Annotated in this window: 8 protein-coding genes; 6 read left to right on the forward strand and 2 right to left on the reverse strand. The window is 70.0% G+C overall.

Going from position 1 to position 25,516, the window contains the following annotated elements; translation table 11 throughout:
- Positions 1 to 9 precede the first annotated feature (9 nt).
- The 6 genes from ACWEIJ_RS21890 (at position 10) to ACWEIJ_RS21915 (ending at position 7,073) form a co-directional block, all read left to right on the forward strand.
- A complete protein-coding gene (locus ACWEIJ_RS21890; protein ID WP_449839042.1) occupies positions 10 to 891 on the forward strand; it encodes a carbohydrate ABC transporter permease in 882 nt (293 codons plus the stop codon).
- The gene (locus ACWEIJ_RS21895) at positions 888 to 3,047 is read left to right on the forward strand and encodes a glycosyl hydrolase family 95 catalytic domain-containing protein (protein WP_449839043.1); all 2,160 of its coding nucleotides are present in this window, start codon (positions 888 to 890) and stop codon (positions 3,045 to 3,047) included. The genes ACWEIJ_RS21890 and ACWEIJ_RS21895 overlap by 4 nt, the downstream gene beginning before the upstream one ends.
- Positions 3,041 to 3,934, forward strand: a complete 894-nt coding sequence (locus ACWEIJ_RS21900; RefSeq protein ID WP_449839044.1) for an acetylxylan esterase — start codon at positions 3,041 to 3,043, stop codon at positions 3,932 to 3,934. Before ACWEIJ_RS21895 ends, ACWEIJ_RS21900 begins: the two co-directional genes overlap by 7 nt.
- The gene (locus tag ACWEIJ_RS21905; protein ID WP_449839045.1) at positions 3,931 to 5,274 is read left to right on the forward strand and encodes an ABC transporter substrate-binding protein; all 1,344 of its coding nucleotides are present in this window, start codon (positions 3,931 to 3,933) and stop codon (positions 5,272 to 5,274) included. Before ACWEIJ_RS21900 ends, ACWEIJ_RS21905 begins: the two co-directional genes overlap by 4 nt.
- A gap of 15 nt (positions 5,275 to 5,289) precedes the next feature.
- Positions 5,290 to 5,946: a GntR family transcriptional regulator gene (locus tag ACWEIJ_RS21910; RefSeq protein WP_449839046.1), complete on the forward strand. Its 657-nt coding sequence runs from the start codon at positions 5,290 to 5,292 to the stop codon at positions 5,944 to 5,946.
- Positions 5,947 to 6,470: 524 nt separating this feature from the next.
- Positions 6,471 to 7,073, forward strand: a complete 603-nt coding sequence (locus tag ACWEIJ_RS21915; RefSeq protein WP_449839231.1) for a hypothetical protein — start codon at positions 6,471 to 6,473, stop codon at positions 7,071 to 7,073.
- 63 nt (positions 7,074 to 7,136) lie between these two features.
- On the opposite strand, the gene ACWEIJ_RS21920 is transcribed toward ACWEIJ_RS21915, so the two are convergent.
- Together ACWEIJ_RS21920 and ACWEIJ_RS21925 are read right to left on the reverse strand one after the other, a co-directional pair.
- Complete coding sequence (locus ACWEIJ_RS21920; RefSeq protein WP_449839047.1) at positions 7,137 to 7,961, reverse strand: XRE family transcriptional regulator; 825 nt, start codon at positions 7,959 to 7,961, stop codon at positions 7,137 to 7,139.
- Positions 7,962 to 7,971: 10 nt separating this feature from the next.
- A complete protein-coding gene (locus ACWEIJ_RS21925; protein ID WP_449839048.1) occupies positions 7,972 to 25,464 on the reverse strand; it encodes a glycosyltransferase in 17,493 nt (5,830 codons plus the stop codon).
- Positions 25,465 to 25,516: the final 52 nt, after the last annotated feature.

Below are 25,516 nucleotides of genomic sequence, written 5' to 3' on the forward strand. Positions count from 1 at the left end.
GAGCTGTCGATGACCTTTCCGACGAAGCTCGGCAGGGGTGTGGCGTGGGCCTACCTCATCGCGGTCCTGCTGGTCACGATCTTCCCGTTCTACTGGATCCTGCGCACCGCGCTGTCGGACAACTTCGCGATGTCCACCGACCCGTCCTCGTTGCTGCCGGTGCACTTCACCTGGGGTCCGTTCAAGCGCGCTCTGGGGCTCGCGACACCCGCCGAGGCCGCCGCGGAGGGCGGGTCCGGAGCGAAGATCGACCTGGCGTTGGCGCTGTGGAACTCCGTTGTGTACGCCGGACTTCTGACCCTGTGCACGGTCGGGTTCTCGGCACTGGCGGCCTATGCGTTCGCCCGGCTGCGGTGGAAGGGCCGGGACGTCGTCTTCGGCGTGCTGCTGACCGCGCTGATGGTCCCGTCGGTGTTCACGCTGCTGCCGAACTTCGTGCTGATGAAGGACCTGGGGCTGCTGAACACGTTCGGCGGCATGATCCTGCCCGGCGCGTTCTTCTCCGCCTTCAACATCTTCTTCCTGCGGCAGTTCATGCTCGGGCTCTCCCACGAGGTCGAGGAGGCCGCGATCATCGACGGCGCCGGGCCGTTGCGGGTGTGCTTCCGAATCATCCTGCCGATGAGCGTGGCGCCGATGGCGACGCTGACGCTGCTGACGTTCATCACCACCTGGAACGACTACTTCTGGCCGTTGCTCGTCACCAACGATGAGTCGGTCCGCCCGCTCACCCTCGCGCTCGCGGTGTTCAAGCAGTCCTCACCGCAGGCTTCGCTGGACTGGGCCGGCCTGATGGCCGCGACGCTGGTCGCGGCGCTGCCCATGTTGCTGCTGTTCGTGGTGTTCGGGCGGCGGCTGGTCAACTCCATCGGCTTCACGGGGATCAAGTGAAACTGCACTGGCCGACGGCGGCAGGGGAGTGGACCGAGGCGCTGCCCGTGGGCAACGGACGTCTCGGCGCGATGGTGTTCGGCGGGGCCGGGCGGTCCCGCGTGCAGGTCAACGACGCGACCGTGTGGTCGGGGACCGCGGATGGACCTGCTCGCGCGCTGGCCGACGTGGTCGCGGCCGGAGCAGGTCCCCAACGGCTGGCCGAGGTGCGGTCGGCGATCTTCTCCGGTGATCTCGGGCGGGCGACCGACCTGCTGATGTCCTTCGAGGGCCGGTACAGCCAGACGTTCCTGCCTTACGTGGACCTGTGGATCACGCTGCCCGACGGCGAGTCGCACGGCCGCACCCTGGACCTGAACACCGGCGTGGTCACCGAGCGGCTCACGGTCGGTGGCCGGGAGGTCGTCCGGCGCGTGTGGGCGTCGGAAACCGCGCTGTGCGTGGAGATCACCGGCGCGGTACCGCTGGCCGTCGAGATCACGACGCCGTTGCGCGAGGTCTCGCGGGACGGGCTCAACCTCGTGATCGAGATCCCGGTCGACTCGGCGCCCAGGCACGAGCCGCAGGTCGAGGCCCCGGTCTACGGCGCCGGTGAGCGCGGCACGGTGTCGGTCGAGGTGCGCCAGAGCGATCGCTGGCTGTTGACGCTGACCAGTTCCACGACGACCGAGTCGTTGTGGAGCGGTCGGCGGCACGGCGACCACAGGACGTTGATGGACGCGTGCGAGGTCCGCTTCGGTGACGTGCCGGACGTCGTGGACGTGCCGGAGTTGTTGTCGGGCAAGGACGAGCAGCTCGTCGCCTCGGTGCTGTTCGCGTTCGGCCGCTACCTGCTGGTGTCGTCGTCGCGTCCCGGTGCGCCGCCCGCGAACCTCCAGGGCATCTGGAACGAGGAGCTGCGACCTGCCTGGTCGGCCAACTACACGATCAACATCAACACCCAGATGAACTACTGGGCGGCCGAGGTCACCGGGCTCGCCGAGTGCCACGAACCGCTGCTGCGACTGCTGGAGAAGCTCGCGGTGACCGGCGCCGAGGTGGCGCGGGAGCTGTACGGGGCGCGGGGCTGGGTGGCGCACCACAACACCGACGCGTGGGCGTGGGCGTTGCCGGTCGGCATGGGCCACGGCGCGGTGTCGTGGGCGCTGTGGCAGATGGGCGGGGCGTGGCTGGTCCAGCACGCCTGGGACCACTACGACTTCGCCCGCACCTGGTCCACTTTGGAGCGTGCCTGGCCGTTGCTGCGCGGGTGCGCCGAGTTCTGCCTCGACTGGCTGGTCGAGGGGCCGGACGGGTATCTCGACACGTGCCCGTCGACCTCGCCGGAGAACTGGTTCCTCGACTCGGGCGGCAGGCCGCAGGCGCTGACCTGGTCCACGACCATGGACGTGGTGCTGGTCAGGGCCGTGTTCGAACGCACGCTGGCGCTGGCACTCGCATCCGGCCGTGCCGACCCGTTGCTCGCCGAGATCTCGGCGGCGCTGCCCCGGCTGCGGCCGGTTCCGGTGGTCGAGGGGCGGATCGGGGAGTGGGTCGCCGACCTGCCGGAGGAGGATCCGGCGCACCGGCACCTGTCGCACCTGGTGTCGGTCCACCCGCTCGGCCAGATCGTCGCCGGCACCCCGCTGGGCGACGCCGCCGCGGCGTCGCTGGACCGGCGCGGCAACGGTGCGATGGGCTGGTCGTGGGCCTGGAAGATGGCTCTGCGGGCGCGTTTGGCCGACGGGGAGGCCGTGCGGTCGCTGCTCTCCGAGGCCTCGCAGGCGTTCACCGGCGACCGGCACCGCGACGCGCCGGTCGACGGCTCGCAGTGGGGTGGCCTGCTGCCGAACCTGTTCAGCACGCACCCGCCGTTCCAGATCGACGGCAACTACGGCTTCACGGCCGCCTTGGCGGAAGTCGTGGTGCAGAGCCACACCGGCGTGATCGACGTCCTGCCCGCGCTGCCGTCCGGCTGGTCGTGCGGCTCGGCCCGCGGCCTGCGCTGCCGCGGCGGTCTGGCGGTCGACGTCGCCTGGCACGACGGCGAGGTGGTGGTGCGGGTGCGGCGGTTGTCCGGAAACGCCGCGGAGGTCGTGCCGGTGAGCATCGGCGGAGAGGTCACGGAGGTCGTCGTGAGCGACGTCGTGGAAGTGCGCGGGAGGATCTGGTGCTGACCGACCTGGGACTGGACGCGCTGTGGGAGTACCGCAGCTCCTACGTCCGGCCGGACGACTTCGACTCGTTCTGGGACTCCACCCTGGCCGAGGCCCGTGCTCTTGAGCTCAAGGTCGAGGCGGTGCCGGTCGCCACGCCGTTGCAGACCCTCGACGTCCACGACGTGACGTTCTCGGGGTTCGGCGGCGACCGGATCCGTGCCTGGTTGCGCACGCCGCGCGGCCGGTCCGGGCTGCCCGCGGTGGTGCAGTTCCACGGCTACGGCGGCAACCGGGGCAGCGCCGTCGAGAACCTGACCTGGGCGAGCGCCGGGTTCGCGCACCTGCAGGTCGAGGTGCGCGACCAGCGCGGCGGCACCGGTTTCCTGACCCGCGGCATCGCCGACCGCGCCACCTACTTCTACCGCCGCGTCTTCATCGACGCCGTTCGCGCGGTCGACGCCGTTCGCGCGCTGGGTGCTCGGGAGGTGGCGGTGATCGGCAACAGCCAGGGCGGCGGAATCGCCCTCGCCGTCGCCGGTCTGGTGCCTGATCTGGCCGCCGTGCACGCGCAGGCGCCGTTCCTGTGCGACTTCCGCCGGGCGTTGAACGTGTGCGGACGGCCGCCCTACACCGAGCTCACCACGTACCTCGCGGAGAACCGACGTGCCGGCGTCTTCCCGACACTGTCCTATTTCGACGGTGTCGGGTTCGCCGCCAGAGCCGTGGCTCCCGCCTGGTTCTCGGTCGGCCTGATGGACGACATCGTGCCGCCGTCCACCGTGTTCGGTGCCTACCACGCCTACGCCGGACCTCGGCAGATCTCGGTCTGGGAGCACAGCGCCCACGAGGCAGGCGGCTCCGACGACCTCGACATCGCTCTCGACGCCTTTTTGGAGACGCTATGAGAATCGCCGCCTCGTTGGCAGCAGTGACGGCCCTGGTGGTCGCGGGGTGTTCGCCGGGCTCGGGCTCGGCGTCCGGCACCACCGTGAACTGGTGGACGTGGGACGACAAGCAGGCGGTCGCCTACGGCGAGTGCGAGAAGGCGTTCGAGGCCGCCAACCCCGGTGTCGACGTGAAGATCACCCGCTACAACGTCGACGACTACTTCACCAAGCTCACCGCCGGTTTCGTGGCGGGCACCGCGCCCGACGCGTTCCAGAACAGCGTGCAGTTCCTGCAGTCCTACGCCTCGCAGCACCAGCTGATGCCGCTGGACGACCTCATCACCAAGTCCTCAGTGGACCTCAGGAAGTACTCGGTCGGCGTCGACACCTGGAAGTTCACCGACGGCAAGCAGTACGCGCTGCCGCTGGACTGGGCCGCGGCGGGCATCTACTACCGCAAGGACGCGCTGGCCAAGGCGGGCGTCTCGGAGGACGACGTCGCCAGGATGACCTGGAACCCCGACGACGGGGGCACCTTCGAGAAGATCGTGGCGCGGCTGACCGTCGACAAGAACGGCAAACGCGGTGACGAGCCCGGCTTCGACAAGAACGCCGTCGCCACCTACGGCGTGGGCGCCATCGCCGGCCGCAGCTTCATCGGCGAGACCACCTGGGCCCCGCTCGTCGCGACGCTGGGGTGGAAGATGGGCGACAAGGACCAGTGGCCCACCAAGTTCAACTACACCGACCCCCGCTTCGTGAAGACGATGAAGTGGGTGACGTCCCTGACCGACCGCGGCCTGTCGCCGAAGCTCGGCACCTTCACCACCGGCAACCAGTCCACGATCTCCGACATCGACCTGGTCGGCTCCGGCAAGACCGCGATGACCACGGGTGGTTCCTGGTCGGCGCCGTCGTTCGGCAAGATCCCCGGCGTCGAGGTCGGCATCGCACCCACCCCGCTGGGCCCGTCCGGCAAGCGCGCCGTGCTGTCCAACTCGAACGGCAACAACATCTGGGCCGGCACGAAGAACCCGGACCTGACCTGGAAGTGGGTCAGCTTCATGGGCAGCGAGGAGTGCCAGAGCAAGGCGGGCGCCACCGGCACGTTCTTCCCGTCGATTCCCGCCGCCATGGACAACACCGTCACCTCGATGAAGTCGCAGGGCGTCGACCTCACGGTCTTCAACCAGTACGTGAAGGACGGCGTCCTCTACCCGTCCACCGCCTATGCCAACGGCTCGGCCGTGCAGTCCGCCGAACAGCCGCTCTTCGAGGCCTACTTCGGCGGGCAACGCTCCGATGACGTGTTCGCCGAGATGGAACGCGTCTCGCAGGAGATACTGGCGAAGAGCTGAACAGGAGTCCCGGGAGTGGTGTTGCGGATACCGGCCAGGCGCGTGCTCGCGGATGACGTCTACGAGCAGATCCGCGCGCTGATCATGAGCGACGGCATGAAGCCGGGCGCGCGCGTCAACATCGACGAGATAGCGCGTCAGCTCGACGTGTCCCCGACACCGGTCCGGGAGGCCCTCGCGCGCCTGGAGTCCGAAGAGCTGGTCAGCAGGCTGCCGTTGCGCGGCTACCGCGTGACGGACCTGCTGAACCGCAAGCAGGTCGACGACCTGTACGCCCTGCGCCTGCTGCTCGAACCCCCGTCCGCCGCACTGGCCGCGTCCCGCATGACGCCCGAGGACGTGCGTCTCATCCAGGAGGAGCTGGCCACCTGCCCGGCCGCGCCGGCCGATGACGCCTACGACGACTACAAGAACCTGACCGCGCACGACCAGCGGTTGCACGAGCTCATCCTGCGCATTGCCGGGAATGACGCCGTTCTTCAGTCGTTCGCGAAAACTCATTGTCACCTGCACCTGTTCCGGTTGAACTTCCAGCAGCCGTTCGGGGTGCAGACCATCACCGAGCACGGGGCGATCGTGGACGCCCTGATCGCCCGCGACCCGGAGGCGGCGAGCGCGGCGATGACCGCGCACCTGGAGATCGCGCGGAGCCGTCTGCTGGACCGGATGTAGCCGTCGAACGCCGGGGGCGTCAGCGTCGAATCCACGTCGAACCGCAAGCCTTCGCGGAGCCGTGGACCAGACCACTGACCCGCACCGGTATCACCCCGCTTGGTCCATTCACGAACCATGAACGCGACGACGTCCGGATTCGTGAGAACGGCCTCTGACCAGCAAGATCACCATCAGTGCAAAACCTTAAAAGCATTTAAAACCAACATGGTCCAGACCGGTTTGAACCCCGTTCGTGACCTCCCCGTAGTCACCGGTACAACACCGATGAACACCCCGAGGAGAATCGAATGGGCGCTCGACACCGCAAGCCCGCCATGATCGGCGCGGGCGCCATGCTCGCGGTCGCTGCTGTCGCCGGTGGCATCTTCGCCTTCAGCGGCACCGACTCGAACGCGGCCGAGGACTGCGGCGGACTGGACACCGCCCTGCAGAACAACCTGAACTTCATCGCCGGGCAGCAGGCGAACCCCGATGCTCAGTCGGACGCTCGCATCGCCAATCGGCAGGCGGTGGTCAACCTCATCCAGCAGCGGCGCAAGGCGGCCGGCTGCGGCAACAACGTCCAGGCGAAGGCCGAGAAGGGCCAGGCCGCCACGTCCGGTGAGGACTGCGGCGGGCTGGACAAGGCGTTGCAGAACAACCTCAACTTCATCGCGGGCCAGAAGGCGAACCCGGATGCCCAGTCGCAGGCCCGCATCGCGAACCGGCAGGCCGTGGTCGACCTGATCCAGCAGCGGCGCAAGGCGGCCGGCTGCAAGGGTGACGGCGGCGCGAACCAGGGCGGCAACAACGCCGGCGACCAGGGCCAGGCCACGGCCCAGCCCGCACCGAAGCCCGATGCGAACCAGGGCGGCGACAACGGTGGCGGCGCGTCCGGCCAGCAGGTCTGCAACGGTTCCACCGTCACGCTTTCCGGTGAGGGCGGCGCTCCCGCGGCGTCCAGCAACCAGTTCCCGGCGGGCACCACGCTGAAGGTCACCAACCTGGACAACAACAAGTCCACCACCGTCAAGGTGACGTCGGTGTCCGGCAGCTGCGCCCTGCTCAACAACGCGGCCTTCGAACAGGTCCGCGAGCCCGGCAAGTTCCTGATCCGCCGGGCGAAGATCGAGAAGATCGGCTGACCTCGGTCTCAAGAGGACGGGTGTTCCCTGCGTGGCGCGGAGGGAACACCCGTCTTCGGTCGTTCACCAGGACCAGCGAAAGCCCCGGACGCCGGGCCGCACGTCCAGAGCCACGTCCAGCAAGGTCCGGGACGGAGCCACCGCGGTGCCGTCGGCGAGCTGCGTCACGGACACCGGTGGCGGGCCGGAGAAGGTCACCTCGAGCACGTATTCCCTGGTGGGCAACCGGAACTCGCGCTCGTACCGAGTCGCGAGTGGACACGGCGGCGCGTTCACCAGCTCGTGCTCGATCACGATGCTCTCGCCCTTGTTCAGCACCCGGTCGAACAACAGCTCGGCGGCCAGCACGCCCCGCGTCTCGTCCTCCACGAGCCGCCCGACCTCGCAGTTCTTCAGGGCCCGCAACGACGGCAGGGCGTGCGACTCGGTGTGCATGACCACGACCCACCGGTCCGGCCCGTTCATCGACGCCGACAGCACCTGCCGCGAGCGGAAGGACCGCGCGGTCCGGTCCGCCCCGATGGTCACGAAGTCCTGCTGGCTGACCCGGATCAGCTGGTCGTCCCAGCGGGTCTCCATGTCCTGCAACGCATCCACTGGCCAGAACGCCGACATCGGCACCGGGGCCTTGCGCAGCCACCGGCCACGCGGGCGCCGCGGTCCCAGGAGCTCCGAGAGGTGCCCCGGCGGCACCTGCAGGATGTGTTCCAAGTGGACGACGGCCTGCAGCGACTTCTTGCGCTCCGGCCGGCTGCGGCCCGTCTGCCAGCCGCTCAGCGTCGTCGGCGACACCGACACGCCGTGTTGCGAGAGGTGATCGCGGAGTCGCTCCAGCCCGAGACCACGATTGGTGATCGCCGTCCGGAGCGCTTCCGCGAACTCGTCCACGCGGGCCACGCTAAAGCATCGGTTCGTCCTGGTGTAGCCCCTGTGGTCGGCGATAGGGCCGATAGGTCACCTGACGGCCGTTCATCACCATCTCGATCTCCACCGTCTCGCTCACCGCGTCGCCCATCGGGCGCAGCAGTACCGGGGTGCCGCCGGGCTGGTGGATCCGCACGTTCACCCGCTGCTGGGTCGCGATCAGGTGTCCGACCAGGTCACGGGCGTTGCCGGCGCCGTTGTTCTCCTTCGCGTCCGGCTGCATCTGCCAGTTCAGGTTCTCGACCAGCGCACCGACCATGTGCCCGGTGTGCATCGGCCTGCTGACGGTGAAGTCCGCCACGGCCTGGGCCACCGCCGGGCTCTTCGCGGCGAGCTCCACGGCCTGCAGGCGCAGCGCCGCCGCAGGCACCCCCGTCGCCGCGCCGACCGCCGCGTACAGGCCGTTGTCGGTGGCCGGTGGCGGGTTCTGGCCGCGCAGCACGTCCGTGTTGAGGTGCCGCAGCTGCCGCAGGGTGGCGTTGAGGTGGTCGGACGCCACGATCCCGTGCGCCGCCACGACCTTCTGGTCCTTCTGCACGCCCGCCTGCTGGTCGTGGAACGGCGCGGGCAGCGGTGCCGACACCGCCGGGCTCATCCGGTTCCTCGCCGGTGCGCCCAGCTGCGTCTCCATCTTGCGCGGCGGCTGCCAGGTGTTCGTGGTCTGCCCGTCGGCGGGCGGCCGGAACGGTTCGACGATCCGCTGCTCACCGGTGGAGAGCCGCTCGCGTTCGTCGGCGAACGCGGTGCCCTTCTTGGCGGGCTTGCCGTCGAAGAACCGCTCGGTCACGTTCGGCAGCGCGGTGTGCGACTGCGGCAGCTTGCCGTCCTTGATCAGCCCGTAGGCGATCCTGGACAGGTCGGTGCCGGTGTCGCCGGAGACGAAGTCCGCGGTGAACGCCTGGCCGCGCACGGGGTCGCGGTTGTTCTGCACGTCCACCCTGACCTGCTCGGCGGCCGCGGCCAGCTTCGCCTGGTCGGTCGGGACGGTCCCGGCCTTCTCCTCCGGCGTGCGCGGGTCGTAGTGGCCCGCGATCTCCACCGCGTGGAACCTGTTCAGCGACGAGGCCAGCTGCCCGAACTCCGCGGCGCCCTCGCCGAACCGCACCGACGGGTCGGCGAGCGGCACCAACGCGTCGAAGAACAGGTTCGGCTCCGGCGTGTAGGGCAGCAACGGGTGGATGCCCTGCTGGTTGCGCCGGGCGTGCATGTCCGCGTCGATCAGGTGCACGAACCGGTCCGCGAAGCCCTCCTCGCCGAGCTTGTCGCGGTAGAGCTGCTTCTGCGCGTCACTGGTCTTCGTGTCACCGTCGATGCGCGCCAGCACGTCGGCGTGCAGCTGCTCCGGCGTGATCGCGACGCGGTAACCGCCGCCGACCAGCAACGGGCGCAGCGGCGCCGGGGTGTCGGGACCGTCGGCCGGGCCGACCTCCTCGGCGTTCATGAGCTGCGTGACGTGGTCGAACACGTGCGCGCCCTCGCGGGTGCGCCGGTCGCCCGCGTCGAAGTCCATGATCGACACGTACGGGTGGGTCCCGTTGGCGGCCAACGCGGTCACCGCGTACTCGTGGGCGTCGCTGTGCAACGTGCTGTTGCGGGTCTCGCCGAACTTGAAGCCCTTCGGCCCGTGCGGCGCGCTGACCAGCGCGATCGGTTCGGTGCGGCCGTTGAGGGTCGGTGCCGCGGCCGCCATCGCGGCGTCGATCTCCTGCTGAGACGCCGCGTTCACGCCGAGCACGAACGCCACACGGCCGTTCATGTCGCCGGCGTTCGCCATCACGCCGTTGACGACGTCGTCGAGCTGGTGCAGTTCGTTCGCGCGGACGATCATGCTGACCACGAACGCGGGCGGTTCGTTGTTCGCGATGCCGTCCTTGGTGCGCTGCAGGTAGTTCTCGGCCGTGATCGGCGTCAGCGCCCGGCCGCCGGCGAGGTTCGCGAACGCCGCGTTGTGCACGCCGCCCTCGTTGACCAGCTCGACGTCCGTCCCGGTCATGTCCACATCGGACACCTCGGGCGACAAGTCCTCGTGGTGGCGCTTCGCGGGAGCGTCGACCTCCATGGATTCCGAACGCTCGCGCTTCGGCATGTTCGGCGCGGGCAGCTCCGAGTCGACCGCCACCGCCTGCGGCGGGTTGTGCGACTGCAGCGCGGCCATCCGGCTCTCGATGAGTTCGAGGTGCCGCGGCTTGAGCGAGGCGTCCGCGTGGTCGATCCCGGCGGTCATCAGGGAGTTGTCGTTGACGACCCGGCCCCTGCCGTCCTGGTGCTGGAAGATCGGCTTCACGTCGCCGGTCTCCAGGTACTCGTCGCGCAGGCCGAGGAAGTGCCCGACCTCGTGCGCGAGCCGCCGCGAGTCGGTGTTCGCGGGCCAGGTCAGCTGGTTCGCCCTGCCGTCGGGGTCGTCGGTGACGTTGATCGTGGCGTGGGCGTCGGCCGGGTCGTCGGTGAACTCCACCGTGACGTGGAACTGCTCACCGCTCGGCAACCGGTAGCCCCGGTTGAACATCTCCTCGACGCCTGCGCGGGTGCGGTCCCGCAGGTCGGCGTTGTCGACGTGCAGCCGGACCGTGAAGTCCCGCACCGGCACGCCGTTCACGTCCAGCACCCGGTTGTCGTAGGCGATCGACCCGCGCCAGGCCTGCATGTTGATGCCGTTCGGCCCGATGGTCGTGGTGTTGAGGACACCGCCGTCCTCACCGCGCACCCAGCTCGTGGCCGGGGTCGTGGTGCGGGCGTCCGCGATGGCCTGCCCCGACACCGGATTCCGCGGCTCGAACCACGGCGCGGTGGAAGTCGTGCCGTGGTTGCCCGGCGCGGCATCGGCCGGGGGAGCGGACGGCGCGGGCAGGTCGTCGTCGAGCATCACCATGTCGACGAGCTCCTGCCGGATGGCCGCGACCCGTTGGGCGTCCAGCGGCCCGAGCTTCGACTCCAGCTCCGTGCGGTTGCCGTCGACCAGCCCAGCGAACTGCGACGCCCGGTCCGACCCGTCCGCCGCGATGATCTCCGCCTCCGCGAACGCCTGGTAGATCCACGCCGCCTGGGACGACGGGTTGGCCTCCGGCGCCGGTCGGCGGCTGACGACGTCTGCCAGCGGTGGTGCGCTCATGAAGCTCGCGAGCGCCGCCTCCTGCGCGAAGTTGAACGCCCGGTTGTAGCCCTTGTCGTGGTTGAAGACGACTTCCGCGACCTTGCCGGGGTCCGCGTTCAGGTCGGGCGAGCCGTTGACCGTCGACCACAGCTGGTGCGCCCAGTCGTCGAACTTGGCCCGGTTGGCGGGGTCGCTCAGGTCCGCGAACTGCTCCAGCTGCACGGTCTCGATGATCGGCCGCTCGAACGCCTTGTTGAACGTCTTCGCGACCTCGCCGATGCCGTGCTGCCGGATCATCGCGGCGATCTCGTCGGTCCTGGTGTCCAGGACGACCGACGCGTGCAGCAGGTGCAGGCCCGCTTCGGACTGCACGAACTTCCGCGGGTCGGACTGGAGTTTCATCTCGACGAGCTTGGCCATCGGGGAGGCGGTGGTCATGGCGTCGGAGGTGAGGTCCGCGAGCTGGTGGTCCAGCTCGGTGGGGGAGTTCGTGTCGGCCTGGGTGGTGTCGGTGGTGTGGTCGGCGTTGGTGTCGGCGGTGTGGGCCGTGCCGGTGTCGGCACGGGTGCCGGTGGTGTCGGTGTCGGTGGTGTCCGTGGTGGTGCGTGCCGTGCCGGTGTCGGCGGACGTGCTCGGCACGGCAGGTGCCGAGGGAGGCTGCGGCGCCGGACGCGTCCGCACCTCGGGCGCGGGCCGCGGTGCGGGGCGGGACGAGCGCGTCTCGGCTTCGCTGTCGCGGTCGCCGGCCTCCGCCTCGGGCGACTCGGGAATCGAGGGCAGGGCCGGCGACCACTTCCGGCCGCTGCTCTCGCTGGTGTTCGTCGTGTCGACGTCCGGGGTGGTGTCGGCGGGCGGCGTGGGTGGTAGCGGCCGTTCGTCGACGTCCGCGGTGGTGTCGGCGGGCGGCGTGGGCGGCAGTGGCCTCTCGTCGACACCCGCGGGCGTGTCCTTCGGCGGCACCGGCGGCGGCGCCTGCGCCGCGGTGTTGAAGGCGTCGACCTCGCGGTCCACCTTCGCCTTGGCGTCCCACCACGCCTGCTGCTTGGCGTCCGCGGTCCGCCGCGCCTCGTCGAGCTTGGTCTCGGCGTCCTTGATCGTCTTCTCCGAGGCGGCGCGTTCGTCCGCGAGCCGCTGGTGCGCGGCCTCGGCGTCGGCGCGGGCCGCGTCCGCCTGCGCCACGACCTGTTGCTGCGCCTGGAGGGCGGCACGGGCGTCGGCGGCGGCCTTGCGCTGGGCGTCGAGGTCGGCGTGGGCTTCGGTGAGTTGTTGCTGGGCGTCGGTCAACGCGGCGTGCGCGGCGTCGGCCTCCTGGCCGAGGCGGTCCAGTTCGGGCTGGGGTGCGCCGTTGATCTGGGCGTCGTCCAGTGCGTCCTTGGTCGCCAGTGCGTCCTGGCTGAGCGACGTGATCTGCGGGTTGAGCTCCTGGATCGTCGCACGGGTGCGCGCGACGTCGGCCTGCGTCGCGCTGGCCGCGGCTTCCAGTGCCGGGAGCTTGGCCGACGCGTCGAGGTGGGCGTCGATGGCGGAGTTCAACGCCGTTGCGGCCTCGCTCAGCGGCTGGTCGGTCCTGGCCAGCACGGCGGCGGCGGAGTTGATGGCGTCCTGGGCCTCGTGGCGCGCCGTCTCGACGTCCTTCTCCGCGGTCCGCCAGTCGTCGGCCGCCTTCTTGACCTCGGTCTGGGCGTCCTTCAGCGAGTCGCCGAAGTCGTGCTTCAGCAGGGTCTCGACCTCGCTGCCGGGCATGCGCACGCCGGCCGAACCCGGCACGGTCAGGTCGACGACACCGGTCTTGCCGCCGATCGTGGCGACCACGCGGTACTCGACGTCGAACTGCACGAGGCCGCTGCGGGGCGTGTCCTTCGGCTTGATGTTGCCGCCCTCGGCCTGCGCCGGGCCGCCGGACACCGCGGCGGAGTCCTCGCCCGCGTGGCGCACCTCGACGCCGCCGGTGCCGACGTTGACCGTGTCCGCTGGGGCGCCCTGCTTGACCGCGGCGCTGCCCTGCGCGAGACCGGCCGACACGTCGGCGGTCTCGGAGGCCTTGGCCTCGCTGGAGGTCTCGGCGGTCCTCGTGACCAGCGGGTTCTCGATCTTGACGCTGTCGCTCAACGCACCCAGCTGCGGGTTGACCAGCTTCGCGTAGACCTTGACGTCGGCGTCCTGCCCGAACGTCAGCGCGGCCTCCTTCAGGCCCGGCACGTCCAGCGGACCCGAGAGCATCGAGGGCAGGTGCGGTTGCAGGTTCTCCGGGCTGAGCGTGGAGAACAGGCTGTTCAACGCGCCGGTGCCCTTGCCGGTCAGTCCCTTGCCCGCGCCGGCCTCGGTCAGCGCCTTCACCGCGGCGTCGCGCAGGTCCTTGGCACCGCGCAGGTTCTCCACCGACGCGGTCGGCGGGAGCTGCGACGCGCGGCTGTCCTGCTGGAAGGCGAACGTCGCCTCCGGTGTGCCGAACTCGCTGCCCCGGCGCGACGCCGCCGACATGTACGGCTGCGGGTTGCCGCGACCGGACGTCGGCTGGGACACCTTCTGGTTGTCCGCGTGCGTGCGGACCACCATGTCCTGCTCGGTGCTCCTGGCCTCGGCGACGACCTTCGAGCCCTTCTCCACCACGAGCTCGAACTCGATCGGCACGTTGTAGCGCGCCGCCGGTCCGCTGGCCGTGCGGGTGTGGCTGAACGCCTCGTTGGTCGACGTCGTCACGGAACTGCTCTTGCTGCCACCGATGTTCGCGCCGACGGCGGCGCCCGCGGTGCCCGAGACGTTCGGGTTCGCGCTGCCCGGCGCGGCCAGGCCCGGTACCCGCAGGCCCACGCCCCAGCCGGAACCGCGGCCCTGGCCCGTGCTCTCCTTGCGCGAGCCGCCGGAGTTGTGGGTCATGTCCACGCCGTCGTTCACGACCTGGTCGAACTTCGGCTCGCCCGCCTTGGCCCGCAAGGTCACCTGGTAGGAGTCCTTGCCGAACGTGCCGGGCTGGTGCACCAGCAGCGGCACACCGCCGTCCAGCGCGCTGTCGATCATGGCCTTGACGCTGGTCGGCGAGTTGAGGTCGACGATGCGCTGCAGGTTGCTCATCGAGTCCTTGAGCACCGAGTCCGGGATCAGCGAGTCGCTGCCGAACTTCTTGGTGTTCACCGAGAGCTGGTTCGTGAGGTCGTTGACCACACCGGACAGATCCGGTACTGACTCCACATTGGACAGACCGAGCGCGCCCGGTTCGCCGGGCGCCACCGTCGCCGGGGGAGCCATCTGCGGGAAGTCCGGCTTCGGCACGTTCGGCGCCACGGTCGGCAGCGCGCCCAGCTGTCGTGCGACGTCCTCGGACACGCGCACGAACACCGACTTCGGCATGTTCACCGTCACGCCCTCGGCGTGCGGGGTGCCACCGTGCACGAAGTTCCCGGCGCGGCTCTCGCCGACGATGGTGAACTCGGCGTCGATCTGGACCAGCACGGTCCGCGCGTCACCGGGCGTGGTCCTGCCGCGGTCGACGTTGCCGCCGATCTCGCTCGACTCGGTCCTGCTGTCCGACCACGGCGTGATCTTGCCGGTCACCGCGGCACCACCGGAACCGCTGGTCTTCGACGGCGTTCCGGCGGGCGGCGGGGTGACGTTCGGGCGCACCGGCACGTTGATGCCCGCGGTGAGGTCGACCGACCGGCTGGTCGTGGACGACTCACCGGCCTTGTAGCCGCCGCTGACCGAGTTGTCCGCGCCGGTGGTGTCCGAAATGGACACGATCTTGGCCTCGCCGAGCTTCACCGACATGCCGATCGCGCCGGTGCGGTCGGTGACGCGGCGGTCGTACTTGAGGCCCTGCTCCTGCACCCCGGTCTCGATCAGCCGCTGCAGGTTGGCCTTGATGTTCTCCGGGGTGAACATCTTGTCGATCTGCGCCCGCGACGCGGTGCCCGGAGTGGTGAGCGCGGAGTCGCCGTTGGCCGCGCGGTTGAGCGCGTCGATCGCCTGGTCGCGCAACGCCGTCGTGTTCGCCACGGCCTCGACGTGCAGGAACTCCGGCGACTTCGGCCGCGCTTCCTTCGGGTTGAGCAGATCCTTGACGGTCGGGGAGTTGTCGAGCTTCGTCGGCTGCGGGTCACCGGGCTTGAAGCCGTTGCCGGGGTCGTGGTCCAGCGTCGAACCGTCCGAGACCCACAGGTTGACCTTGCCGTCGATCTTGTCGAGGCCCGCGCCGGTCTTCGCGACGGTCTTGACGTCGGGCGAGTGGAAACCGGGCGCGCCGGGCACGATGTTGCGCACCCACGTCCGCGGCCGGGTGAACGAGGTGATCTCCACCTCGAACTCCACGTCCTGCTGGAACACCTGGGCGTTCGCGCTGCCGGGGTTCGACGACGTGCCGGAGACCGCCGGTCCCGCCGAGGTCTTGTCCGCCCACGAGTGGCTGTAGGAGACACCGGCCTGCGGGGACGGGGTGAGCGACGCGACGCCGGTCTTGACCGGGATGTTCGCGCGGCCCTGGACGCCACCGGTCCAGCCCTTGGTCGTGGTGGTGCCGGCGTCGAGCTTCGGGCCGGTCGTGGTCGAGTCGCTGACCGGGCGGGCGTCGGCCTGGCCGAGGTGCTTCGGGTTGGTCAGCTTGGCCTTGACCGTGACGTTGACGTAGGTGTTGGTGGTCTTGCCGGAGTTCTTCAGCTGTACCTGGACACCCGGCCCGAGCAGGCTGTCCATGTTCGCCTTGAGCGCGGCGGGGGAGAGGTTCGCGGTGAGCTTGCGCTGGTTCGCGAGCTGCTCGGCGACGTCGGCGAAGCCCTGTCCCTTGCTGCTGCGAGGGTTCGCGTCGGGGTTGTTCCACTGCGGCAGCAGCTTGCTCATGCCGGGCAGGTCCCGCAGCGCGCTCTCGACCTGACCCTGCACCTTCGCGGCCGGGGTGAACTCGCCGACCTTGGCGTTGCCGGCCGCGAGCGTGTCGGCGAGGTAGGGCGGCAGGTACTTCGTGTCCGCGGTGGCCGGGTCGGTGATCGTGTTCCTGGTGCCGTCCGGAGTGGGCAGCCCGACCGCGCCGGCCTCGTGCAGACCCATGCGCACGTGCGTGGTGATCGGGATCTTGACGCTCTCGCCCGCGGGCGTGCGCACCTCGACCTCGGCCGTCACCTCGTACAGGCCGGTCTCGTTCTTGACGCCGATGCCGGTCTTGCGGTTGCTGCTCGACCCCGCGCTCACGCCCTCGGCGGTGCGCGCGGAGTAGGTGACGGTCGCGCCGACCGTGCCACCGGCCTTGCCCGGCACGCCGACGTTGCCGCCGAACCCGGCGGTGACGTCGAAACCGGTCTTCGTGGACGCGGACACACTGCTGCCCCAGGCGGAGGTGTCCTTCACCTCCAGCGCGGCCTTGTCGTGCGTGCCGACCAGCTTCGCGTCCTTGAGCGTCGCCGTCATCTGCACCGCGGCGCCCTTGCCGGCGTGCGGGCTGACCAGGTCGGGAGACGTGACGAAGCCGCCGAGCATGGCGGGCAGGTTGTTGCGGATCGAGGTGGGGCTCAGGAAGTTCTGCAACACCTCGCGGCCGGGCGCGCCGACCTTGGTGATCGACGGGTGCAGCTTCTCCGCGACGTCGGAGAACGCCTTCCCGGCGTCCTGCACCACCACGGCTTCGGGCACCGCGTTCTCGACCTTGGCGCCCCAGTTCGCGTCGGCCGGCGTGACGACGTCGGAGGTCTTGCCGGAGTCGACGATCGTGCTGAGGTCGGCCGGGACCTGCAGCGTCACGTCCGGGCCGGTGCTCAGCGTCGCGAACTGCCTGGGGTTGCCCGCCGCGTCGGTCACCGTGATCTCGTACGAGACCGGCACGGTGACCTGCTTCGAGCCGCCGTCGGACTTGATCGCGCGCTGCTCGGTGGTGGTGTTGGTGGTCGCCTGCGACACCGCGGGCGTCGCGAGCGCGGCCTTGCCGCCCAGCGAGCCGTACGGGCCGACCGCGGTGCCTGCCGTCGCCGAACCGCCGATGTCGTTGGAGGTGGCGACGGTGTTCGTGGTGGTGGACGCGGCGGCGGCCTGGAAGTTCTTGTCCACCTTGGTGTCGGGGGCGTCCTTGACGGCCGTGGTGGCGTCCGCGTGCATCTCGGCGCGGACGTTCGCCTCGAACCAGGCGTTGCCGATCTTGACCTGGAAGTTGCGGCCGTTGCCGAGGAACGTCTCGAAGTCGTTCTCCAGCGCGTTCTTGATGCGGGCCGCGTCGTCGGGCTTGATGCCCTGGATCTCGCCCACGACCGCGTCCGCGCCGCGCACGTCCGTCGGCGTGATCGAACCCAGTGCCTTGTTGTCCTGGAAGAAGCTCGGCAGGTTCGTGTCCGGCACCTGACCGACCGGCTGCGGGGCCAGGGTGGTCATCGGGACGACCGGGTTCGGCGTCGGCTTCGGCGGTGCGGGCCGCGTCTGCCGCGTGTCGGTGTTCGAGTCAGCCGGAGCGGGCCTGCTCCGGTCGGTCGACGGCCCGGCCTCGTTCGGCGGGGTGTGCGGGCTGTAGCTGGTCTTGCCGTTCGGCCTGGGCTCGGCGTTGAGGTGGATCGGTGCGCCCCACTTGGGCGGCTTAGGCGTGGTCTTCGAACCGGGCTTCGGGGGCTCGACGAACGGGTCGAGCTTCGTGGTGCCGCCGCCGGGGTGGTGGACCACGATCGGGCGCTTGAGCTCGGTCGCGAGCACGCGGCCGGCCAGCTCCTCGGCCTTGGCGGCGACCTTGTTGTCGGCGTCCTTGGCGTCCTGGGCCGCGTTGTTCTCGGCTTGGCGTTCGGCCGGGTCGAGGTCCTGACCGGGCGTGTCCGTGTTGTCGACGGCCGTGTCGCCGCCGTTGCCCTTGTAGCTGTCCGGAATCTGGACCTGAGGTGTCGGGCCGGGCTCGGCGAACGCGTTGACCAGATGCCCGTTCTCGATGCCGTGCTGCTGGCGGAAGTTCGCGATCTGGGTGGTGATGCCCGGCGACGCGGTCGCCGCCTTCTGGACGGTCTGCTGCCGCAGGTCCGTCGCCGGTGCCACGTTGGTGCCGCCCTTGCCCAACTCGGCGTTGACGGCCGCGAACAGGCCGTCGGGGCGCGGGTTGCCCGCGATCGGCAGGATCTGGTGCTGGAGTGCACCGAACGTGCGCTGGACGTTGCTGTTGTTGTCCGACAGCGCGATGTTCAGCGCTGAAGCGATCTTGTGGTGCTTGTCGTCGACAGCGGTGTTCGCGTCGGTGCCGGCGTCCTGCATCTGGACGTCGCCGTCGGCGTTCGCGGGCGCCGGGGCCGGGGTCGTCTGCGGGTCGATGCCCATGACGCCCTTGCCGTCCGGCAGCGGCGTGGAGACCGCCTGGTTGAGGGTGTTCTTGTCCGTGCCGCCGAGCTTCTTCACGTCGGCGTCGGAGGGCTGCCAGTTGGTGCCGATCGGCTCGTTGCGGCCGGTGACCGGGTTGTACTGCTCGCCGTGGATCTGCGCCGGTTCACGCGCGGCGGGGTCCTTGCCCTGGAACTCCTTGCGGATGTCGGCGAACCCGATGCCCGCCTTCGCCGCCTTCGCGTCCTTCGGGTTGTCGGCGCCGAACATGCGGTTCGGCACGTTCTTCAGGTCGACGTGCGACTGCGGCCAGGACTTGCCCTCGGTCTTGGCGAACCCGAGCGCGAGCCGGGACAGGTCGGTCGCCACCGCGCCGTCCACGAAGTCGTTCGAGAACGTCTCGCCGCGCAGGGGGTTGCGGTTGGTCTGGCTGTCGACGGTGATGGCCGAGTCGACCGCGATCTGGTTGGCGGCGGCCTCGTACCCCGGAGTGTCCTTGGCGCGTTCCTGGTTGACCTCGATGTTGTTGTCGATCGACTGCAGTACACCGGTCTGCGCACCGCTCGGCTTGCCGCCCTGGGCCGCGATGTCGGCTTCGAGCTTGGCCTTGGCCTCCTTGAGGTCCTGGTTGAGCTCGGGCTTCGGCAGCAGGTTGGTGTGGATGTCGACGAGCTCCTTGCCCGCGAACTCGTTCATCGACTTGCCGAGGCCGTTGTACTCGGCATCCGCCTTGCTGAACTTCACGTCCGGGTCGACGAGCGGGACGACCGCGTCGATGAACAGGTTCGGCTCGGGACCGTAGGGCAGCAACGGGTGCGTGTCGCCCTGCCGGACGCGCGCGTCCATGTCGTTCTTCATGGCCTGTTCGAAGCGCGCCGGGAAGTCCGGCTTCTTGACCTCCGCCTCGGCCTTGTCGAGCGCGTTCTTGAGTGCGTCCCTCTCCTTGCCGCTGAGCTTGGGGAGGTCGTTCTTGCGCTGGTTCTCGATGCGGGTCTTGACGTCCTTGACCAGCGCTTCGGGGTCGCCGACGCGGTAGCCGCCCGTGTACATCAGCGGGCGGACGGGCCCTGCTTCGGTGTTCAGCGAGTCGGCGACGTGGTTGAAGATGTCCTTGCCGGAGGGCACCTGACGGGAACCGGTGTCGAAGTCCTGAATGGACAGATACGGGTGCGTGCCCTTGCCGACCATCGCGCCGACCGCGAACCTGTTCGCGGAGCTGTTCATCGTGTTGTTGCGCATGTCGCCGTACGGGAAGCCGCCCTTGTCGGGCGTCGGCGGCAGCTGCACGAGCGCGATCGGCTCGGTCCGGCCGGAGATCTTGCTGTTGGCGTCGTTGATCGCGGCGATCATCGCCGGGGTGTCGGCGGCCTTGCCGTTCACGCCGACGACGAAGACCATGTTGTCCTTGTGCGGTCCGGCGTCCTTGGTGATGCTCTCGATGACGCTGTCGATCCTGCCCAGGTCGCCGTGCCCGACGATCATGTTGACCACGAACGACGGCGGCTTGTTGTTCTCGACGCTCTCCTTGAGCTTGCCGAGGTAGTTGTCCTTGGTGGGAAGGTCGATCTTCCCCTCGCCGAGCTTGGCGAACGCCGGGTTGTACTTGGTGGTGGCGTCGATGTCGCCGAGCGACATGTTGCTCATCTGGTCGGCGAGCGCGTCGGTCTGGCTGTCGGTGTTGTTTTCCGGGTTGTCGTCCGCGTTGTTCTCGGCCTGCGTGTCGCTGTCGACGTCCATCGGCGTACCGGGGTCCACATTGGACGGTCCGCCGGTCGGGGCGTCGGCCTGGTTCTGCCGCTTCGTGGGCCGGTCGTCGACGTCGGTGTTGCTCTCGTGGCCGCTGTCGGGACTGTCGTCGCGGCTGCGCTTGTCGCCGAGGTTGGCGTTCTGGGTCGTCTGCGGTGCCTGCCTCGACCTGGTGTCCGTGTTGGTGTCGGGGCCGGTGTTCGTGTTGGGCGCGGGGGCGGGCGGCGGGACCGTGGCGGGGCCGGGGGCGTCCAGCCTGGTGTCGTGCACCACCGTCTGGTTGTTGGCGGTGTTCTCGATCAGCCACAGGTGCCGCGGCCGCAGACCGGGATCGGTCTTCAGGTCGCGGATGTCGGCGCCCATCATGCCGCCGTCGTTCTGGTGGACGCCGGAGTTCGTGTCGTGCTGCTGAAAGACGCGGCTCGAGTCCTTGTACTCGTCCGGGACGCCCAGGTAGTGCAGCGTCTCGTGGGCGAGGATCTCCGGGGACTCGCCGGGCTTCCAGTTGTTCTGGTCGGTGTTCGTGTCCTGGTCGCCGACCTTGATCTCGGCGTGCGCCTCCGCCTTGTTCTCGGTGAACTCGACGTTGACGTGGAACTGGTCGCCGCTCGGCATGCGGTAACCCTGGTTCAGCAGCTTGTCGACGCCCTGGGTGACGTTCTGCTTGAGGTCCTCCACGACCTTCGGATCCGGGTTCGCGCCCGGATCGATGTGCATCTTGACCGTGTACTCCTGCACGAAGTTGCCAGGGCTGGTCTCGATCCGGCGCAGGTCGTACTTGACGATGCCCTTGTAGGAGTCGACGTCCGACGGAGTGCTGTTCGTCTTGACGTCGGCGACCTCGGTGTCCACCTTGCCGACGTGCGCGTCGGCCCTGCGGTCGGCCCAGGTGCTCGGGTCCGCGGGGTTGTTCGGCGCGAACCAGTCGGCGGTCTTGGCGGGGTCGTGCCGCCACGTCTGGTCGGTGAGGACGTCCTTGCCCTGGTGCGAGTCCCAGGTCTTCGGGTCCATCTTCGGCGGGGCGCCACCGCTCTTGATCGTCTTCGGCGCGTCGGTGCCGGTGTCGCTGTTCGGCGCGGGGGACGTCGGCGGGGCGGGGGGAGCGGGCGGTGCCGGTGGTGACGGCGGGGGCGCCTGGCGGCTTTCGTTGCCCGGACGGGAGCTGTCGTTGCCGGGGTTGGACCTGTCGGCGGCAGGCGTGGTGTCGTTGTCGAGCTGGGTCTCGCTCTCCGGCGTGATCCACTCGAGCCCCGACCACTTGTTCTTGAGGTCGGGGTCGAACAGCGCGCCGAAGTCGGTCTTCTGGATCAGCGGAACCTGCGGTGGCGCCCAGGACAACCCAGGTTCGAGCTTCAGGTCCAGGTTGTCCGGCTTCATCGTGTGCATCCCGATGAGGCCCATCTTCGGGCGCACGGCGGGGAGGGCGCTGTCGACGAACACGTTCGGCCCGGAGATGTCCGGTGCCTGGGCCTTGAGCTCCGCGCGCGTCGAGTTGAGGTCGTTCTGCAGGCTGTCGAACTTCTGCGGGATGATGTCGGCGAACGACTTGATGAAGTCGTTGTTCGGCGGCGCGACGATGAAGTTGTTGTTCAGCTCGCCCTTGCCGTACTGGATGTTCTCGGCGGTCTGCAGCTCGGTGCCGGGGGCGACGTCGTGGCCCTGCAGCGTCCTGTCGAGGCTCTGCTGGTCACGGATCCGCGGTCCGATCAACGGCAGGTCCGTCGGATGCATCTTCATGTCGCCGATGTTGTCCAGCGACACCGCACCGGGCCGGATGTCGACGTCGACGTACACGCCACCGTTCTTGGCCAGCACGGCATACCGCGCGATGTCCGCGGCCAGGTTGTAGGCCTTGGCATCGGGGTGCTGCGCGGCGTTGTACACGTCGTTGATCGTTGTGCTGGTGTCCGTCCGGCTCTGGACGTCGTTGGAGAGATCGTTGACCAGCTGTGGCGTGTCCGTCTTGATGTCGATGCCGGCGTCGCGAAGCTCCTGGACCACCGCCGGGTCCCAGCTGTGCACCGAGTCATCGGTCCAGAGGGTGGCCTTCCACTGCTGTTTCGGGTCGGCGTTCTTGCCGTTGTTCTCCCCGACCTTGGCGCCCCACTCCTTCATGCCCTGCACGGCGCCGGGGCTCGGGGTGGTGCCGAACCAGGCGAAGTGCAGCTCCTTGGGCACCTCGACCTTGCCCGCGTCGCCCTTGTTCCCGACCGCGGTGTCGTAGTGCTGCTGCAGCTCGGCCTTCTTGCCGGGGTCCGTGATGCGGTTGATGAGCACCCGCGCCCTGCCCGGCTTGCCGTCGTTGACGGCGGCGTCGACGTGGCCCTTGAGGGTGTCGACGTCCATTCCGGACGGATTGGCCTTCGCGCCCAGCATCCCGACCCACGGGTCCTGCGGCGTGGTGTTCGTGCTGGTGTCCGTGTTGGGGCTGGTGTTCGTGGCCGGTGCGGGCGCGGGAGTGGCCGAGGGCTTGTTGAACAGGCCCTTGACGAAGTCGATGCCGAGCCACTTCTTGAGCTTGGCGCGCGTGCGGCCACCACCGGACCGCGGCTGTGCCTGGAACGGTCCTGCCGCCGGGTGCGAGCGCGGCACCACGGAGGGTGCCGGGTTGGGGCTGGTGCTCGTGGTCGCCGGGGGCGGTGCCGGGCGCGTCTGGACCGCCGGCGGGGCGACGACGAGGTCCGGTGCCGGGGTCTTGGTCGGGACGTTGGTGTCCGCGTCCGGTGCGGGCCGGGTGTGCGGTGCGGGCGTGCTCGGGTTCGGCGTGTTCGCCGGTGGCACGTTGGTGGGTGCGTTGACGGGCGGCGTGTTGGGGTTGGCCGGCGGTGTGTTCGGCGCGGGCTTGGGCGACGGGGTGTTGGGGTTCGGCGGCGGAACGTTCGTCTCCGGCCTGGCGGACGGGGCGTTGACGTTCGGGTTGGGGCTCGGGTTGGGGGTGTTGACCGGCGGAACGTTGGTGTTCGGGTTGGGGGCGGGCGACGGCGCGTTGACGGGCGGTGTGTTCGGGCTCGGCACGTTGGCCGGCGGCACGTTCGGACCCGGCGTGTTGACCGGCGGTGTGTTCGGACCCGGCGTGTTGACCGGCGGTGTGTTCGGGCTCGGCGTGTTGACCGGCGGCACGTTCGGCGCGGGTCGCGTCTGCACGGGCGGCACGGTGTCGGGCTTGGGCGACTGCGGGGACGGCGTGACGTCGGGCCTGGGCGACGGTGCGTTCGGCGACGGCGCGTTGGCCGGGGGGACGTTCGTCGACGGGGCCGGCCGCGTCTGCACGGGCGGTGCCGTGTCGGCCCTGGGCGGCTGCGGGGACGGCGTGGCATCTGGCCGCGGCGACGGCGCGTTCGTACCCGGCGGGTTGGTGCCCGGTGGGTTCGGGCCGCGGGTGTTGGGACCTGGTGCGTTGGTACCAGGTGAGTTCGTGCCGGGTGCGTTGGCCGCGGGCGTGTTGGTGTTCGGCGTGTTGGTGTTCGGCGACGACGAAGCCGGCGGCACGCTGGCCGGTGGCGGCGTGAACGGGGTCGGTTTCGGGGCCGGCGGCGGAGTGGACGGCGAGGTGCCGGGAGCCTTGGAGATGGTGTTGTCCGGGGTGGGCGGCTTGGGGGCGTCGAACACGCCCTTGCCCGCGCCGAGGCCGGAGCCGAACTTGTTGCCGCCGCGTTCGGACGTCGTGGCGCCGGGGTTCGCGCCGCCCGGTGCCGCGGGTGGGGGTGTCGCGCCGGGGTTGGCGGCGGGCGGAGGTGTGGTGCCTGGGGTGATGCCGCCGCGTGAGCCGCTTTGCGTTGGTGTGGTCACCGCGGCCTGCGGGCCTGGGGTCGGCGTGCCGGGGACGCCCGGCTTCGGCGAGGTCGCGCCAGGTGTGGGCGAGCTCGCGGGACCCGGCGTGCCAGGGGCGCCTGGCTTCGGTGAGGTCGCACCGGGCGTGGGCGAACCCGGCGTGCCGGGCGTGCCCGGCTTCGGCGGCGGGGTCGAGGACGAACCGGGCGGGGCCTTGGTGATGGTGCTGTCGGGCGTGCCGGGTTTGGGGGCGTCGAACACGCCCTTGCCGCCGCCCGCGCCGAACTTGCTGCCGCCGCGTTCGCCGCCCTGCGCGCCCAGGGCGCCGGGGGCCGAGGGCGGCGCCATGCCGGGAGCGCCGGGAGTGCCTGGCGTTGCGCCGCGCGGGCCGCCGGTGGACGGGGACGTCACGGCGCTCTGCGGGCCGGGTGGTGTCACGCCGGGCTTGGGGCCCGGTGCGGACGTCGGGGGCGTGCCGCCCTTGCCGCCCGGAGTGCCGCCGGGGACGGACGGGATCGCGCCGCCCTTGCCGCCCGGAGTGCCGCCGAGCGCGGACGGGGTCGCGCCGCCCTTGCCACCGGGTGTGGTGCCGGGCTTAGCGGAACCGGGCGTGGCACCGCCGATGACCGGAGGCGTGGTCAGGCCAGGACCACCGACGCCCTTGGCGCCGCCGCCGGCAGCGGGAGTGGTGCCGCCCTTGACGCTCGGCGGTGTGACACCGACTGAAGGACCACCCACGCCCTTGGAACCACCACCGGCAACGGGACCGGTGCCGCCCTTGACGTTCGGCGTGGCACCGATGGAAGGACCGCCGGGCGTGTTCACGCCGCCGGTGCTGACCGGACCGCCGCCGCTCTTCACGGTCGGCACGGTGCCGACCGAAGGGCCGCCTGGAGTCTTCACACCGCCGCCGCCAGCCGGACCGGTGCCGCCCTTGATGTCCGGCGCGGTGGTCACCGACGGACCGCCAGGGCCCTTCGCGCCGCCACCGGTGAAGCCGCCGCCTCCCTTGATGTTCGGGGCCTGCGAGACGTTCGGGCCGCCCTGGGGGTTGTTGCCCAGGGTGGAGGTGCCGCCGCCGTTGATCGAGCCCGGTCCGGACACCTTGGGGCCGCCCTGCGGGTTGTTGCCGAGGGTCGTGTTGGCGGCGCCGGGTGGTGGCTTGGCGTTGGTGGACGTGTCGAACGAGTTGAAGGTCGTCTTTTGGTTCGTGTCGGTGCTGACGGCGGTCTCGTGCGTGGCCTTGAGGCCCGCCTGGACGTCGGTGAACGCCTTGGCGCCCTTGTCGGCCTGTGAGACGGCGTGGTCGTTGGACGCGTTGAGCGCCGGCACCGCGAACAGGCCGATCGGGCCCAGCGCGTTGCCGCTGAAGTTCAGGCCGCGCAGGCCGCTCGAGATGCTCGACAGCCGGGACCCCAGGTCACCCGCCTTGCTCTGCAACCCCTGCATCGAGGAGTCGTTCATGGAGAAGCCGGTGTTGCCGGTGGGGCCGTTGCTGCCACCGGTACCCGTGGACGAGGGGGACGGCGTCGGGTTCGGCGCCGGGTTCGTGTTCGGCGTCGGCGACGGTGTGGGATTGACGTTCCCCTTGGCCATGAGCGGCTTTTCTCCAGTGCTGCGTCAGAACAGAGCAGGGTTGGCGGGATCC

The organism is Lentzea sp. NPDC004789, from assembly GCF_053601075.1.